At 43.2% G+C, this 16,043-nt stretch carries 14 protein-coding genes; 2 read left to right on the forward strand and 12 right to left on the reverse strand.

Features of this window, described 5'->3' with window-relative positions; all coding sequences use genetic code 11:
* Positions 1–12: 12 nt before the first annotated feature.
* From lpdA to V1497_RS11655, 5 genes are all read right to left on the reverse strand, one after another.
* The gene (lpdA, locus tag V1497_RS11635; protein ID WP_349407720.1) at positions 13–1,434 is read right to left on the reverse strand and encodes a dihydrolipoyl dehydrogenase; all 1,422 of its coding nucleotides are present in this window, start codon (positions 1,432–1,434) and stop codon (positions 13–15) included.
* A gap of 17 nt (positions 1,435–1,451) precedes the next feature.
* The gene (buk, locus tag V1497_RS11640) at positions 1,452–2,570 is read right to left on the reverse strand and encodes a butyrate kinase (protein WP_414703562.1); all 1,119 of its coding nucleotides are present in this window, start codon (positions 2,568–2,570) and stop codon (positions 1,452–1,454) included.
* A 134-nt stretch (positions 2,571–2,704) separates the two neighbouring features.
* A complete protein-coding gene (bcd, locus tag V1497_RS11645; protein WP_349407722.1) occupies positions 2,705–3,808 on the reverse strand; it encodes a branched-chain amino acid dehydrogenase in 1,104 nt (367 codons plus the stop codon).
* Positions 3,809–3,890: 82 nt separating this feature from the next.
* A complete protein-coding gene (gene yqiS / locus V1497_RS11650; RefSeq protein ID WP_349407723.1) occupies positions 3,891–4,784 on the reverse strand; it encodes a phosphate butyryltransferase in 894 nt (297 codons plus the stop codon).
* A 145-nt stretch (positions 4,785–4,929) separates the two neighbouring features.
* The gene (locus V1497_RS11655; protein ID WP_349407724.1) at positions 4,930–6,978 is read right to left on the reverse strand and encodes a sigma 54-interacting transcriptional regulator; all 2,049 of its coding nucleotides are present in this window, start codon (positions 6,976–6,978) and stop codon (positions 4,930–4,932) included.
* 134 nt (positions 6,979–7,112) lie between these two features.
* Between V1497_RS11655 and V1497_RS11660 the strand changes: the two genes are divergently transcribed.
* Together V1497_RS11660 and yvfG are read left to right on the forward strand one after the other, a co-directional pair.
* Positions 7,113–7,361, forward strand: coding sequence for a DUF2627 family protein (locus V1497_RS11660; RefSeq protein ID WP_349407725.1), 249 nt, complete (start codon positions 7,113–7,115; stop codon positions 7,359–7,361).
* Entirely contained in the window at positions 7,361–7,570 is a 210-nt protein-coding gene (yvfG, locus tag V1497_RS11665; RefSeq protein ID WP_349407726.1) for a protein YvfG, read from the forward strand. Before V1497_RS11660 ends, yvfG begins: the two co-directional genes overlap by 1 nt.
* A gap of 86 nt (positions 7,571–7,656) precedes the next feature.
* On the opposite strand, the gene spo0A is transcribed toward yvfG, so the two are convergent.
* The 7 genes from spo0A to V1497_RS11700 form a co-directional block, all read right to left on the reverse strand.
* Positions 7,657–8,451, reverse strand: a complete 795-nt coding sequence (spo0A, locus tag V1497_RS11670) for a sporulation transcription factor Spo0A (RefSeq protein ID WP_349407727.1) — start codon at positions 8,449–8,451, stop codon at positions 7,657–7,659.
* A 274-nt stretch (positions 8,452–8,725) separates the two neighbouring features.
* Positions 8,726–10,039, reverse strand: a complete 1,314-nt coding sequence (gene spoIVB / locus V1497_RS11675) for a SpoIVB peptidase (RefSeq protein ID WP_349407728.1) — start codon at positions 10,037–10,039, stop codon at positions 8,726–8,728.
* A 121-nt stretch (positions 10,040–10,160) separates the two neighbouring features.
* The gene (gene recN, locus V1497_RS11680) at positions 10,161–11,888 is read right to left on the reverse strand and encodes a DNA repair protein RecN (protein WP_349407729.1); all 1,728 of its coding nucleotides are present in this window, start codon (positions 11,886–11,888) and stop codon (positions 10,161–10,163) included.
* Between the two features lie 18 nt (positions 11,889–11,906).
* A complete protein-coding gene (ahrC, locus tag V1497_RS11685) occupies positions 11,907–12,356 on the reverse strand; it encodes a transcriptional regulator AhrC/ArgR (protein ID WP_349410809.1) in 450 nt (149 codons plus the stop codon).
* A gap of 148 nt (positions 12,357–12,504) precedes the next feature.
* Positions 12,505–13,335, reverse strand: a complete 831-nt coding sequence (locus V1497_RS11690; RefSeq protein ID WP_349407730.1) for a TlyA family RNA methyltransferase — start codon at positions 13,333–13,335, stop codon at positions 12,505–12,507.
* 1 nt (position 13,336) lies between these two features.
* Positions 13,337–15,229: a 1-deoxy-D-xylulose-5-phosphate synthase gene (gene dxs / locus V1497_RS11695; RefSeq protein WP_349407731.1), complete on the reverse strand. Its 1,893-nt coding sequence runs from the start codon at positions 15,227–15,229 to the stop codon at positions 13,337–13,339.
* A 9-nt stretch (positions 15,230–15,238) separates the two neighbouring features.
* Positions 15,239–15,853 (reverse strand): hypothetical protein, encoded by a 615-nt coding sequence (locus V1497_RS11700; protein WP_349407732.1) that lies wholly within the window; start codon positions 15,851–15,853, stop codon positions 15,239–15,241.
* Between the last annotated feature and the right edge of the window lie 190 nt (positions 15,854–16,043).

A 16,043-nucleotide genomic window follows, 5' to 3' on the forward strand; every position in this document is an offset into this window, starting at 1 on the left:
GAAAATCTTTCTTTAGTTATGAATCGCCTTTCCATCAACTGCAAGTGCTGCTTCCCCGATCACTTCTGATAAAGTCGGGTGTGGATGGACAGAATGGGCGATTTCCCATGGTGTAGCATCCAATACCTTAGCTAGTCCTGCTTCAGAAATCATATCTGTTACATGCGGTCCAATCATATGGACACCTAACAGGTCATTCGTTTCTTTATCCGCAATCAATTTGACGAAACCGTCGGATTGACCGTAAACAAGTGCTTTACCAATCCCTTTGAACGAGAATTTACCGACTTTGACATCGTATCCTTGCTCTTTCGCTTCATCTTCAGTCAAACCGACACTTGCCATTTCAGGGTTTGAATAGATACATTTTGAAATGGTCGTATAATCGAGTGGATGTGGATTTTGTTCAGCCATGTGCTCAACAGCAGCAATTCCTTCGTGAGAAGCAACATGCGCCAATTGCAATCCACCGATGACATCCCCGATCGCATAAATGTGGGAATCCTTCGTCTGGAAGTATTCATTCACTTGGATTGCACCTTTTTCCACTTGAATCTCAGTGTTTTGAAGTCCGATATCTTCGACGTTCGGTTGACGACCGACAGATACGAGCAATTTATCAGCTGAGAAGGATTTTTCTTCACCTTTATGCTCAGCCTTGATCGTTACGCCTTCCCCTTTTTCAAGGGTTTCAGGCAGCACTTTTGCACCTGTGACGATGTTGACGCCCTTCTTCTTCAAGATGCGTGTCGCTTCCTTAGAAATTTCCTTGTCTTCCGTAGGTACGATACGATCTGCATATTCTAGTACCGTTACGTCTAATCCGAAATCGATGAACATGGAAGCCCACTCGATTCCGATAACACCACCGCCGACAATGATGATGGAGGATGGAAGCTCTTCTAGTTCTAACGCCTCATCAGATGTCATAACCAGATCTCCATCAATTTCAAGCCCAGGCAATGTTCTTGGACGTGAACCTGTAGATACGAGAAGGTTCTTCGGTACAAGAATTACGTTTTCGTCTCCGTTGTTATACTCAACAGAAACAGCTCCTGGCATCGGAGAAAAGATGGATGGCCCTAGAATACGACCATGTCCTTCATATACGTCGATTTTTCCTTTTTTCATTAAGTGTTGGACACCTTTATGAAGCTGATCAATGATGCCTTGCTTCCGTTGTTGGACTCTTTCAAAGTTCAGTGCAACATCTTTCGCAATAACTCCGAATTCTTCACCTTTTTTCGCAGTGGCAAAGACTTCTGCACTTCGAAGTAACGCTTTACTTGGGATACATCCCTTATGCAAGCACGTTCCACCTAGCTTACCTTTTTCTACAATCGCAACGGATAATCCAAGCTGGGACGCTCGAATTGCTGCTACATAACCGCCTGTTCCTCCACCGAGGATGACGAGATCATAATTCTCAGCCATGATTTATTCCCCTTTCGTTAAATGCTCTGTTTGACTGGTTGATTCGGGTACTCTTTTGCTTCTTCTTCTCCACGAAGAACGCGCAAGCCACCTTCAGCTAGAGCTTGAAGTTCGTTTTCACCCGGATGGACGATGACATCACTGATCCATTCAATCCGTTCGGTGATTTGATTGACGAAATCTTTTCCGTACGCAAGACCGCCTGTCAGAATGATCGCATCGACCTTTCCATGTAAGACAGCACTCGCCGCACCGATTTCCTTTGCAACCTGATAGGCCATCGCTTCATAAATCAATTTCGCTTTCTCATCGCCTTCTTCGATTCTCTTTTCCACTTCAACCGCATCGTTGGTTCCGAGATATCCGACGAATCCTGCGTTACCTACCAGCTTCTTCATGATTTCTTCGGCATAATATTCTCCGGAGAAACACATGGATACGAGATCACCGACAGGAACTGTTCCTGCTCTCTCAGGAGAGAACGGTCCTTCGCCGTGTAGACCATTATTCACATCAATAACTCTTCCATTTTCATGGACCCCTACTGTAATTCCACCGCCCATGTGGGTGACAATCAAGCGGAGTTCTTCGTAAGGCTTGTCCATTTGTTTCGCAACTCGACGGGCAACCGCCTTTTGGTTCAATGCGTGGAAGATACTTTTTCGTTCAATTTCAGGAACACCAGAGACTCTTGCAAGTGGTGCCAATTCGTCAACAACGACAGGGTCTACGATGTAGGACGGAATGTTCAACCCTTGTGCGATCTCAAAAGCGATGATACCACCAAGGTTTGAGGCATGCTCACCAGAGTATCCCTTACGAAGGTCCTCGAGCATCATGTCATTAACGTTATACGTTCCACCTTCAATCGGACGCAGCAGCCCTCCACGACCGACGACCGCACTTAACTTGGAAACATTGATACCTTCATGATCCAAGGTTTCTAAAATGACATTTTTTCTGAACTCATATTGATCGATGATGTGTTCGAAAGCCTTGATTTCTTCATTATCATGTCGAATCGTCTTCTCAAACACGGACTGTTCATCATCAAATATTCCGATCTTAGTTGATGTGGACCCAGGATTAATTACGAGTAAACGATATTCTCTTTGTTGCAAAACGGAACCCTCCATTGATGACTTTCTAATTTCAATAATACTTCTATGCTCCCCTTAAACGGACATTTTTACTAGAAGGAGCATAGAAGTGAGTATTTCTGAAGTATCGTTAAAGATTTAGTGATTTAACGATACTTTTTAATGATGTGTTATTGACCGATACGGTGGGAAAGGATGTGTCGGTCGTTCAACAAGAACTGGCTTCTTGAATTTTTGTTTCGTTCGATACGTTCTTCTGCTAGACGGTCTGCAGCCGCATACGTCGGGATGTTGTCGCGTTTCGAGATTTCAAATACGCGAGCGATGTTGTCATAAATCAATTCAACCTTCTTCATCGCACGTTCACGGTTGTACCCGTACAATTCATCGGCTACATTGATTACGCCACCTGCATTGATGACGTAGTCAGGAGCATAGGCAATACCCATTTCGTGAATCATGTCGCCATGCTTCGTGTCCTTCAACTGGTTATTTGCCGCACCAGCAATGACTTTCGCCTTCAATTGAGGAATCGTTTCATCATTGATTGTGGCACCGAGGGCACATGGTGCATAAATGTCACAATCCACGGAGTAGATTTCTTCAGTATCGACAGCTTTTGCACCGAAATCATCTACTGCACGTTGAACAGCTTCCTTGTTGATATCTGTTACGATCAGTTGAGCTCCTTCTTCGTGAAGATGCTTACAAAGGTTGTATGCAACATTTCCGACACCCTGAACGGCAACGACTTTTCCTTCCAATGAGTCTGTTCCAAACGCTTCCTTCGCAGCAGCCTTCATACCGCGATAAACGCCGTAAGCCGTTACTGGAGAAGGATTACCAGATGAACCGAATGCAGGAGATACACCTGTTACAAATTCTGTTTCCTGACGGATAAGGTCCATATCTGCAACTGTCGTTCCAACATCCTCTGCAGTTATGTAACGACCATTCAATCCTTGGATATAGCGACCGAATGCACGGAACATTTCTTCATTCTTATCCGATTTCGGATCTCCGATGATGACGGTCTTACCTCCGCCTAGATTCAAACCAGCTGCAGCATTTTTATACGTCATACCTTTCGCAAGGCGAAGTGCATCTTCAATCGCAGCATCCTCTGTTTCATAAGTCCACATACGCGTTCCACCAAGAGCAGGTCCTAGAGTCGTATCATGAATACAGATAATCGCTTTCAATCCAGATTGTTTATCCTGGCAAATCACCAATTGTTCGTAATCATATTGCTCCATATACTTGAAAATTTCCATTTTCTATTCCTCCTTATAATTTAAAAAATCATATATATCGTTTGATCGTCCTAAACAGCTAAAGTTAAGCTGGAACAATCGTTTACACTGAACGAACGGCTAATGCAATCGAGTTCAGCTTACTTTCAGCCGTATCTGCACGAGATGTAAGGACAATCGGTGCTTTCGCTCCTGAAATGACAGCCCCTACTTTCGCTCTCGCAAAATAAATAAGCGATTTATAAAGAGCGTTTCCGGTTTCAATGTTAGGTACAAGCAGAATATCTGCCTGCCCAGCTACCTCTCCACTGATCCCTTTATGTGAAGCCGCTTCCAAAGAAACAGCATTGTCTAACGCAAGTGGACCATCCACTATACAATCTTTAATTTGTCCTCGGCTGTTCATCTGGCTCAAGGCTGCTGCATCAAGCGTCGCTTCCATGGATGGATTGACGACTTCAACTGCTGTGATTGGTGCGACTTTCGGCGTTTCCACCCCGAGTTTACGCGCAACGTCCACAGCATTTTGGATAATATCGGCTTTTTGTTTCAAATCCGGCGCAATATTCATTGCCGCATCTGTTACAAAGATCAGCCTGTCAAACCCATCGATTTCAAAAGCAGCTACATGGGAAAGGACCTTACCCGTCCTTAAACCAAATTCTTTATTCAAAACCGCTTTCAAAATGACCGATGTTGAAACCATCCCTTTCATGACAACATCCGCATTGCCACTGCTGACAGCTTGGACTGCCTTCGCAGCTGATTCGTCAGGTGCTTGACAAGGAATAACTTTTAATTGATCAGATTGTTGAAGACCGTGTTCATTAAGTAACGCAGTTGTTCGGTCTTCATCCCCAAACAATTGAAAGGATGCTATCCCTTTATCGATTGCCATTTTCACTGCATGGATGACCTCGCTATCTTCTGAGGCTGCAACCGCTACAGTTCGGTTTGGCATTCGGGTCGCTTCTTCGATGATTTGTTCTAAATGCATGACCTCGTTCAACCCTTTCTACTTTTTTTGCCCACTTTTAATTAATGCAAGTATCGTGCCAACTTTAAAACAGCCGTAAATCAAACTTTTTGTCGATCAGAGGCGTGCAAATTCGTTCATAGTATGAAGGTTTTTGCATGCAACCTTATTCAATGTTGTATTTTTCCAACTTATAATAAAGATTCCTTAATGAAAGCTTGAGCTCTTTCGCGGTTTTCGTCTTATTCCCTTCACATTGGACAAGGGTGGCCCTGATCAGTTCTTCTTCAAACTGTTCCACCTGCTCCTGAAGGGATTGCTGTGGCGAATGGCTGGAAGCTTTCTGTTCCTTTATATTGGTGTTTGAAGTAAGAGCCGGAATGGATTTTACATCAATCCATGATTCATGGAAAGACAGATGGATGATCGCCCGTCCGAGCACGTTCTCAAGCTCACGTACGTTCCCAGGCCAGTCATAACCTTCAAGGTACTTGATTCCAGCCTCAGTTATCCCTTCGATATTTCGGCCATAATCCTGGTTCAGCTTTTGAATGAGATGATTGCATAGTGCTCCGAGGTCTTCCTTCCTCTCTCTTAACGGCGGGATGAAGATCGGCAGCCGATTGATACGATAATATAAATCTTCCCGAAAAGACCCATCAATTATTCTTTTCTCAAGATTGACATTGGTTGCTGCAATGACTCTTACATTAATCGGTATCGCTTTCGTTCCACCAACCCGGATAATTTCATTTTCTTGAAGTACCCTTAATAGCTTGGCTTGAGTATCACTTGATAATTCTCCAATTTCATCTAAAAAAATGCTGCCGCCATTTGCCTCTTCAAATAAACCGCGTTTGCCACCCTTCCGAGCTCCCGAGAAGGCACCCTCCTCATAACCGAACAACTCACTTTCCAATAATGACTCAGAAATGGCTGCACAATTGACTCGTACGAAACGGTTATATTTCAACTTGCTGCTGTTATGTATGGCGTGGGCAAAAAGCTCCTTACCTGTACCAGATTCTCCACGTAATAGCACTGTCGCTGGGGTCGTCGCACCTAATTTTGCTTGATCAATCGCAAATTGCATTTCCTTGGAATCGCCAATGATATCTGAGAACGTATATTTCGCTTCCAATGTGCGGATGATTTGTCTTGCACGCTGAAGCTCTGCCGTTAGCGACTGTATTTCCGACATGTCATGAATGACACCGACACTCCCCTTCAGCTTACCGTCTACGATCACAGGGGCGACATTAACGATGACATCCCGCCGATTCGGTCCAACCTTCAAGCGGACACCTCTGACAGGCTTTCGGGTACGTAGCACGCGCATATGCATGCTTTCCCCTTCGGATATGTCAGTTGTGGCTGGTTTTCCATAAATATCTTCCGACTTCAACCCGGTAAGCTTCGTATATGCCGGATTGACGATCAACCCTTTTCCCTCTTCATCAACGACGGTAATCGCTTCTTCTGAAGAATGGATGATCGCTTCAAGCATCGTCTGAACGCTTTTCAAATTCGTCACTTCTTCAGCCATTTCCACAACTTCAGTGATATCCTTGAATACAGCAAAGGCACCAATGATCTTACCTTCATCATCAATCATCGGTGTACGAGTCGTGATGATTTTCCGACCATTATCCAGAACCTGCTTTTTGTTGACTTCCGTCTTACCATCATTCAAAATCCGAGGCAATTCACTATTCGGAATCAATTCTGTGATTTCCTTGCCAATCGCCGATTCATCAAGAAGACCCGTCATCGTTCTTGCACTCTTATTAATGATGGTGATTTTACGGTTTTGATCGATGGCGATGACACCGTCATGTGAGGAGCTTAACACTAAGTCCTGCAGCCTGGATTGACTAGACAGTTGCGTAATCAGACTTTCCTGCTCTTCCATTAACCCAGAAATCAAAGTGGCTACGGAAGAAGGGATGATCACCCATTGACGATCCTTCACTTCCTTCAACGAAGTGAAGATGTCTTCATCACCAGCCGCTTCAATGATGACGTCGATCGGCTCATTGATGAAATCCTGCCAAGCTTCCGATGTTCTGATGCCCATCTCTTCCGCAAGCTTAATTGCTGGAGCTTCTTTATCGGGGTCGATGACAGCCATCAATTTCAATGCGTTTGACTTTCTTATAATCTTGACAAGCGCTGTACCAACTTTATTCGCGCCGATGATTATGACATTTTTCATTGTTTAACACCCTATTTTTACCATGCAAGATTTTTCACATCTTTTATTTTACCTGTAGTCGAGCGTATTCGCAAACTTATGGACAGACCTGACGAAAATCGGTAAAATGTAATTCGGAGAAAAGGATGGATGACATGATACGACTTATTGCACTACTCATACTCTTAATTCCAGGGTTAGGCGGGGTGTTGGGGATCAAATTGATCCGTGATGCTTTATTTGGAATCGTCCACTCGCCATTTCCAAACTTTATCGTTGAATTAATTGCCGGCGTTCTTCTCTTTATTGTCGGATTCGGTTTTGTGGGTGGTTTTATCTTTTATCGTGACCGGAAGAGGAATAATGTACAACCGAGGTTTAGAAAAAAAGGGGGAGATTCCTGATGGAACAATTCAGTGTGCCGTTTTTCGAAGAAAATTTCCGTACGTATACAGAACAAAACAAGGATGTCTTTGACAAGCAACAAGCGATGAACAGTTATTACGTATCAATGGTCTCAACACTCATTAATGATAACATCAACAAGAATTCAGAAATCGTCAAGCGTGTCCGAAATCTGAATACCGCCTATCAAAATGTCAGATCAAAATAAAAATTGTTTTTTGCAATATAAAAGCATCATCTTTAACGGGAAATCCCGTCAAAAGATGATGCTTTTTTTACTAACTTATAGAGGAATCAACCTGCTTTATGCTCGATTCGAAGTTTATCGGCAACCATCGCGATGAATTCGGAGTTCGTCGGCTTCGCTTTCGACATGCTCACTGTGTATCCGAAAAGGTTTGAAATGGAATCGATATTGCCACGGCTCCAAGCGACCTCAATCGCGTGGCGGATTGCCCGTTCAACTCTGGAAGCAGTCGTATTGAACTTTTTGGCGATATCCGGGTAAAGAACTTTTGTGATCGATCCAAGCAATTCGATGTCGTTGTATACCATCGTAATCGCTTCACGTAAGTACATGTAACCTTTGATATGTGCCGGAACCCCGATTTCATGTATGATACTTGTGATGCTCGCATCAAGGTTTTTCGGCTTGTATTCTTTCGTAAACGAACGAGATGTAGATGATGAGGAATTTTTAACAAATGATTTCTTTGAGCCACTGATCTGACGGATTTGGTTTGTCAGATTCTCCATATCAAATGGCTTAAGGATGAAATATGAAGCACCCAGTTCTACCGCTTTCGACGTGACATCCTCTTGACCGAACGCTGTCAGCATGATGACGTTTGGTTTCGAGCTTAAATTCATTTCATGCATATTTTCAAGAACAGCCAACCCATCCAAATGAGGCATGATAATATCCAATACCAAGACGTCAGGCGATTCTTCTTCTAATAATTCAAGACATTCCTTCCCGTTATAAGCAACCCCAACGACTTCCATATCCTCCTGAGTGGAGATATACTCATCAAGCAAGCCCACAAGCTCTCTGTTATCATCTGCTAAACACACTTTAATATTTTGCACTTTGATGTTCCTCCTCGCATCTTTTCTAACTCTTATGTAAGATTTCTGCACACACTTCATATTTCCTTTAATTATTTTAAAAATTTATCAAAAAATATCCTAATCTTTAACATACTCCATATTCCTTTATTTTTCGACCAGTAATGATAGTTGACACCTCAGATTTTCGTGTTCTTTGTCGAATTTTCTTTATATTCATTATAGCAGAACCACTTTCGATTGCTATATAAAAACACTTTAAAATTGGAAATGAAAATAGAAAAAGGCGAGCAAATTAGCTCGCCACCTTATCTCCATTTCGATTTCGTTCATATATATTAATTCCTGCTTCACTTAACATCCATTCAATGTGTACGCCATATCCACTTGTTGGATCATTGACGAATACGTGTGTCACAGCACCGATTACCTTTCCATCCTGTATGATTGGACTGCCACTCATTCCTTGAACGATTCCGCCGGTAGCCTTCAGCAGTTCAGGATCGGTGATTTTCACAACCAGACCTTTCGTAGCTGGAAATTTCTGTGGAACGGAGCTGACGATTTCAACATCGTACTTTTTGACCTCTTCTCCTTTAACGACTGTCAGGATTTCTGCTGGTCCTTCGGTCACTTCATGGGAGAGTTTGATCGGTAACGGTCGATCCATGATGCCATTTTTCATGGGACCATTAAGCTTTCCGAAAATGCCATATTGTGAATTTTTGAAGATGCTTCCCAGTACTTTCTCTCCTTCTTTGAAGCGAGCCAATTTCTCTCCTGGACGCCCATGAACGCCTTTTTCAATTGACGTTACTGTCGAACCGATGATTTGACCGTCATTGACTTTAATCGGTTTTCGTGTATCCATATCTGAAATTACGTGACCTAAGGCACCGTATTTTCCTGTTTCTGGGTGGTAGAAGGTCATCGTTCCAACGCCAGCAGCAGAATCTCTGATGTACAGTCCGATACGGAATTTGGCGTCTGACTTATCTTTGACTGGCATCAGTGTTTTCTCCATCGTCTGTTTATCACGGATGATCGTCAATGTAAGAGGCCGGTCGACTTGACCACTCTTTTTGACAAACGGTCCGACATCACTGAGCTTTTGTACGGCTTCCCCATTGATCTTCGTAATGATATCGCCGACTTTAATACCTGCTTTTTCCCCTGGAGAAACGTCTCCTTGCGAGGTACCTACAAGATGATGTCCGACAACCAGCACACCGACTGTATTTAATCGAACACCTATATTCTGGCCACCAGGAATCACTTTGAATTCAGGGAGAACTTTCACATTCATCTTCTTGACCGGAAGATTGGCTACCTGCATCGTAAGCTCATCTTGGCCGTCCTGGTTCGCTTTTATTGAAAAGGATTGAGGATTGTCTTCGATACTGCCGATCGACAAGATGGATTCTTCAGCATTAGAAGAATGGACTGTCGCATTGGGGTGTTTCTGATCTATCGTTAACCTCTCTCCCTGGAAAACGGTTATGTCAGTTGGAATACTGAGATAGTCCTGAATAGGCTTTATGAAACCCAAGCTTATGAGGAATCCAAGGAGAAGAATGCCGACTAATTGTCTGATTTTTACTCTTTTCATTCAGTCACTCTCCTCATTCCTTACCCTACAACTTTTTTGGTTGCATTTATAATTTTACCTTCAAAGGTTGTTTCTATAACTTAGAACCAAAAGAAAAAGCTATCCTTAAATGGATAGCTTTTCATGAGGTAATTTTTACTTCGTCTGCAAATTCGATCATTTCTTTAGCATGCCGCTTTGTTAGATCAGTGATTTCAACACCTGAAATCATCCTTGCGATCTCTTTTACTTTTTCATCGAATGGCAATGGTTTGACGAGTGTCAACGTACGATCACCTTTGATCTTTTTCTGTATGTAAAGGTGCCGGTCAGCCATCGCTGCAACCTGTGGTAAGTGTGTGATACAAAGAACCTGGGATCCGACAGAAAGCTTCTGTATTTTTTCAGCGATCGCTTGTGCAACTCTTCCACTTACACCTGTATCGACTTCATCAAAAATGATGGAAGCCACTTCCTGTTGATTGGAAAAGATGGCTTTCAACGCAAGGATGATTCTCGAAAGTTCACCACCTGAAGCGATTTTGACCAATGGTTTCAACGGTTCACCTGGATTGGTCGATATGAGGAATTCCACATCGTCCATACCGTTTTTGTTAAGCTGTATCTCGTGTCCGTCTTTGTCAATTTTGATATTTGAAGACCCGCTCAATGGTGTAAAGGACACCTCGAACGTGGTTTTCGCCATGTAGAGATCCTTCAATTGCTGGTGGATTTTCTTCTCGAGTTTTTTTGCAGCCTGCTTCCTCAATTTACTTAATTGTTCAGCCTCTAAGTATAGATCTTTTCCGATCTCAGTAAGATCATCATTCAATTGTTTAATTCGGTCGTCTTTATTTGTAAATGTATGGAGTTCTTCCTCAATACGAGAGCTGTATTCTAAAATTTCCTCAACTGTGTTCCCATATTTTCTTTTCAACGTATTGATCTCGTGTAAACGATCTTCAATGACCGCTAAACGCTCCGGGTCGAATTCCATTTGATCGACATAATCCCTTAACTGGTGTGAAGCGTCTTCCAGTGCATAGTACGTATTCGTAATCGTCTCCTCAATCGGCTTCAATGCCTGATCATAATCTGAAACGTTTTCAAGATGGCTCATGGCAAGGCCGAGGATATCTATGCCTTTTCCGTCCCCATAAAGGGCCTGGTATGCATCATTGACAGCCTGGTAAAGCCTTTCGAAGTTATTGAGCTTTTGTTTCTCTTCCATCAATTCTTCATCTTCATTCGGTTGAAGCTTCGCTTGGTCGATTTCTTCAAGCTGATATTGAATCAAATCAATACGATGTGCCATTTCCTGCTCATTTTCAGTCAGCTGCTTAAGCTGTGCTTGTGTATCTTGATAGCGCTTGTAAAGCTGCATATATTCCTGCTTCGTCCGTTCAAGGTCGGAGGAAAGATATTGGTCTAATAAACTCAAGTGTTTATCGCTTTGCAAAAGAAATTGATGCTCATGCTGTCCATGAATATCAATGAGTGTTTGACCAATTTCCCTTAAAATCGCTAAAGTGACCAACTTTCCGTTGATACGGCAGATGCTTTTTCCTGAGTTTGTGATATCTCGCTTCAATACAATCATACCGTCCGACACTTCAATTCCCTGCTCTTGCGTCTTCCTTATGACAGGATGCGCTTCAGGGACATAAAACAAGCCTTCTATTTCTGCCCTGTCCGTTCCATGTCGAACATACTCAGAAGAGCCTCGACCCCCAATTAACAAGCCGATTGCATCAATGATGATGGACTTACCAGCACCTGTTTCACCAGTCAATACGGTCAATCCATCCTCGAACGGAACGGTAACTTCTTCAATAATGGCAAAATGTCTTATCGATAATTCCGCAAGCATATTGACCCTCCTAGCTTTCTAAAGCATATCTAAGAATTGTTGTGTAATGATCGGGCTGTCTTCAGCGGAACGGCATATGATCAGTATCGTGTCATCCCCACAGATCGTCCCCATGATTTCTTCCCAGTCAAGATTATCGATCAAGGCACCTACCGCGTTTGCATTACCGGGCAGTGTTTTCATGACGATGAGATGATCCGTATGATCAATATTGATGAAGCTATCCGTCAACGTCCGTCTCAGCTTCTGTAAAGGATTGAATCTTTGGTCAGCAGGAAGACTATATTTATATCGACCATCCTGCATAGGTACCTTTACCAGGTGCAACTCCTTAATGTCCCGCGAAACGGTAGCTTGTGTCACATTGAATCCTGCATTCTTAAGACGATCGACCAATTCATCCTGAGTATCGATGTCGAAATTCGTAATGATTTCCCTGATTTTTATATGTCTTTGTCCTTTGTTCATCATTGAATCACTCCACAAGAGGCTATCTATCTTCAGTCATGTATAAGCATATCATATACGATTAAAACAAGATTGTACACGTAAAAGGTGGATAAACATGTAGGTCTATGCATGAGAAGAATGAAAAAGATAACGGAGTATCTTTCCGTTATCTTTCGTCAATTTTATAGGATTCATGTGCTTCATCCACGACCGCGCTTGGTTCTCCAGTCCATTTGATTTCAGCGGTCTCATGTTCTGAGGGCTTGGAGAGGTGAAGCAGGAATTCGATATTCCCTTCTCCACCACGAATCGGAGAATGAATACAGTCCATCACATGATAGCCTGTATCATGACTGAACTGAATGATCTTCTCCAGCACCGATCGATGGATTTTCCTGTCACGGACAATGCCTTTTTTCCCGACTTCTTCTCGCCCTGCCTCGAATTGGGGTTTCACCAATGCGATAATCTGGCCGCCTGGCATGAGGATTTCTTTCAGAACAGGTAAAATCAATTTCAAGGATATAAACGATACATCGATGGTAGCTACGTGAGGCAGTCCATTGGTGAAATCCTCAGGTTTGGAATATCTGAAATTCGTACGTTCCATTACGCGTACACGTTCATCATTCCGAAGCTTCCAAGCGAGTTGATTGTATCCAACGTCCACGGCGTATACGAATTTTGCACCATTCTGGAGCGCACAATCTGTAAATCCACCTGTTGAAGAACCAATATCAATCATGATTTTATCTTGAAGGTCAAACTCAAATGTTTTTAACGCTTTTTCTAATTTCAAGCCTCCGCGGCTAACATAAGGGATCGGATTCCCTTTCAACTCGATCGGAATCGTCGCATCGACTTTTTGGCCTGGCTTATCCATTCTCTCTTGCTCTGAAAAGACAAGCCCTGCCATGATCGCCCGCTTGGCTTTTTCGCGTGTTTCTATCAATCCTCGTTCGACGAGGAGAATATCCAGTCGTTCTTTCTTTTTCATTTCAATATGCCCTCTGTTGTTTCTTAGGGATCATCTCAAACACCCGCTCTACGACGCCTTCAGGTGTCAAGCCGATCTCTTCAAGCAGTTTCGAGACACTTCCATGTTCAATGAAGCGATCAGGAATCCCCATTCGATCAATGACAGCATTATGAATACCCAGCTCATGAACAAATTCGAGTACCGCACTGCCGAAACCACCCTGGAGGATACCTTCCTCCATCGTAAGGATTGGGATACGTTTAGTTACAAGCTCCGTAATCATCCCATTGTCAAGTGGTTTGATGGAACGTGCATTGATGATGATTGGTGATACCCCTTGTGATTTAAGAAGCTCTGCCGCTTTCATTGCTACAGGAATCATTGTGCCGACTGCTAAAATGGCGACGTCTTTTCCTTCTTCAAGAACTTCCCATGTACCGATTTCAATTTTTTTCAATTCTTCATCCATCGGTACTCCAATTCCTGTTCCTCTTGGGAAGCGTACAGCAATCGGGCCGTCGTCATGTTCTGTGGCTGTATACACCATATGCTGAAGCTCGTTTTCGTCCTTCGGATTCAAGACGACCATATTCGGCAGGTGACGGAGGAATGCGATGTCGAACACTCCTTGATGCGTCTCCCCATCCGATCCGACCAATCCAGAACGGTCGACCGTAAATACGACGTTCAGGTTTTGTCTGCACACATCATGAACAAGCTGATCATAAGCACGCTGCAAGAAAGTCGAGTAGATCGATAACACGGGTTTCATTTCCTGAGTGGCAAGACCAGCAGCCATCGTTGCAGCATGTTGTTCAGCGATTCCCACATCATAAAGTCGATCAGGGAATTCTTCACCGAACGCTTCTAATTTCGAACCGACGGTCATTGCTGGTGTTAGAACGACAAGCCTTTCATCCTTACGGGCGATTGTTCGCAATGTTTCACTTACAACCTTACTATAACTAGGTCCAGCAACAGCTGGTTTGATGAAATCACCAGATTCGATTTTATAGGGACCTGGTCCGTGCCACGTACCAATGGCATCCGTTTCAGCTGGTTTATAGCCTTTCCCTTTTTGCGTCAAGACGTGGACAAGGACTGGCCCTTTCGTCTTTCTTGCATATTTGATGTTTTCTGTGAGGTCATCAATACTGTGTCCGTCAACAGGCCCTAAATAAGTAAAGCCCAGTTCCTCAAAAAAGATTCCTGAGACGAATAAGTATTTTAGACAATCCTTTAAACGCTCAGCAGTTGATGCAAGTCTTCCACCTGCAGGTACTTTTTTAAGCAGGGATTCAAACTCTTCTTTCACACGCTTGTATTTTCCAGCCGTTCTTAACCGGCCTAGGACATTATGAAGTGCTCCTACATTCGGAGCGATGGACATTTCATTATCGTTCAAGATGACGATGAGATCCTTCTGCTCGTGACCGATATGGTTGAGCGCTTCTAATGCCATGCCTCCTGTCAGTGCACCATCTCCGATGATCGCAACAATTTCTTCATCTGTCCCCTTCAGATCGCGTGCTGTTGCCATCCCCATGGCTGCTGAAAGAGAAGTAGAGCTATGCCCAGTCTCCCAAACGTCATGCTCGCTCTCAGATCGTTTAGGAAAACCACATAACCCTTGATACTGCTTGAGTGTATCAAATTGGCCTGCTCGACCAGTCAATATTTTGTGTACATATGCTTGATGTCCTACATCCCAAATGAACTTATCTTTAGGACTATCAAATAATTTATGTAGCACCAGGGTCAATTCCACTACACCTAAATTAGGCCCCAGATGCCCACCTGTCTTAGAAATTTTCTCGATCAAAAAAGTGCGGATGGTTGATGCAAGTTCTTCAAGTTGATCAGCATCCAGCTCTTTTAAAAATTCAGGATCCTTGATTGATTCCAAATCCATGGAACATCCTCACTTTCCTTTCGAATTGCGTTTCACCCTGTTTGAAGCGGGTTGAGGAACCAATTTCTTAAGCTTTAATCTTTCCTCAAAGAAGTAGATTACTCGTCCGACCTGATAAATGATTGCCGTAGAGAAATGTATGGCAAATGATTTACCCAGAGCCTTCCCACCAACCGTAACCGCTGCTACAACGCTCGTGAACACAATTGAAACGGTGTATTGAAATGCGGAAACATCATCTCCGCCAAAGGTTCGCGCAAGTTGTACAATGACTGCTGCAGAAGCAGTCCCGCTTATTATACCAGAAATGTCTCCAATCACGTCATTACAAAAACTCGCAACACGGTCGGCGTTACGACAAATCATAATCGCCTGCCTCGAGCCTTTGACCTTTTCTGAAGCCATCGCATGGAAGGGTACTTCATCTACTGCTGTTGCCGCAACCCCTATAATATCAAATATGATACCGATAAGCACGATTAAAAATACAATAAGGACCCCTACGGCCCATGCGACTCCTTCTATTAACAATGTTGAGACAATTGAAAAAATAGCCGCTAACACAAGCGTGATAACGGCAATTCCAGAACTCCATTTTAATGATTTAGTTAAAACTTTATTCATGTATGCTCCTTAATGAGTACTATGTTAAAATTGTTGATTTTTTCTTCAAAATCAACATTGTTTGTATTCGTAAGCTCGAACTGCGCTTAACGATCTATTCATATGTATGGTGGAGTGGTCATTCAAAGAGTAAACACTGCGGCTTAGGTCCAGTAGGTTTTCCCAGAGGGGTACCAGTACGTTGCCATAC

The sequence above is a fragment of the Pseudalkalibacillus sp. SCS-8 genome (assembly GCF_040126055.1).
Taxonomy (GTDB): Bacteria; Bacillota; Bacilli; order Bacillales; family Fictibacillaceae; genus Pseudalkalibacillus; species Pseudalkalibacillus nanhaiensis.

Coding starts and splice junctions, on each gene's coding strand:
- V1497_RS11690 (WP_349407730.1), bottom strand. CDS start 13,335: ATGAAAAAGAAAGAACGACTGGATATTCTCCTCGTCGAACGAGGATTG.
- lpdA (WP_349407720.1), bottom strand. CDS start 1,434: ATGGCTGAGAATTATGATCTCGTCATCCTCGGTGGAGGAACAGGCGGT.
- dxs (WP_349407731.1), bottom strand. CDS start 15,229: ATGGATTTGGAATCAATCAAGGATCCTGAATTTTTAAAAGAGCTGGAT.
- ahrC (WP_349410809.1), bottom strand. CDS start 12,356: ATGAACAAAGGACAAAGACATATAAAAATCAGGGAAATCATTACGAAT.
- yvfG (WP_349407726.1), top strand. CDS start 7,361: ATGGAACAATTCAGTGTGCCGTTTTTCGAAGAAAATTTCCGTACGTAT.
- yqiS (WP_349407723.1), bottom strand. CDS start 4,784: ATGCATTTAGAACAAATCATCGAAGAAGCGACCCGAATGCCAAACCGA.
- V1497_RS11660 (WP_349407725.1), top strand. CDS start 7,113: ATGATACGACTTATTGCACTACTCATACTCTTAATTCCAGGGTTAGGC.
- recN (WP_349407729.1), bottom strand. CDS start 11,888: ATGCTTGCGGAATTATCGATAAGACATTTTGCCATTATTGAAGAAGTT.
- buk (WP_414703562.1), bottom strand. CDS start 2,570: ATGGAGGGTTCCGTTTTGCAACAAAGAGAATATCGTTTACTCGTAATT.
- V1497_RS11655 (WP_349407724.1), bottom strand. CDS start 6,978: ATGAAAAATGTCATAATCATCGGCGCGAATAAAGTTGGTACAGCGCTT.
- V1497_RS11700 (WP_349407732.1), bottom strand. CDS start 15,853: ATGAATAAAGTTTTAACTAAATCATTAAAATGGAGTTCTGGAATTGCC.
- spoIVB (WP_349407728.1), bottom strand. CDS start 10,039: ATGAAAAGAGTAAAAATCAGACAATTAGTCGGCATTCTTCTCCTTGGA.
- bcd (WP_349407722.1), bottom strand. CDS start 3,808: ATGGAAATTTTCAAGTATATGGAGCAATATGATTACGAACAATTGGTG.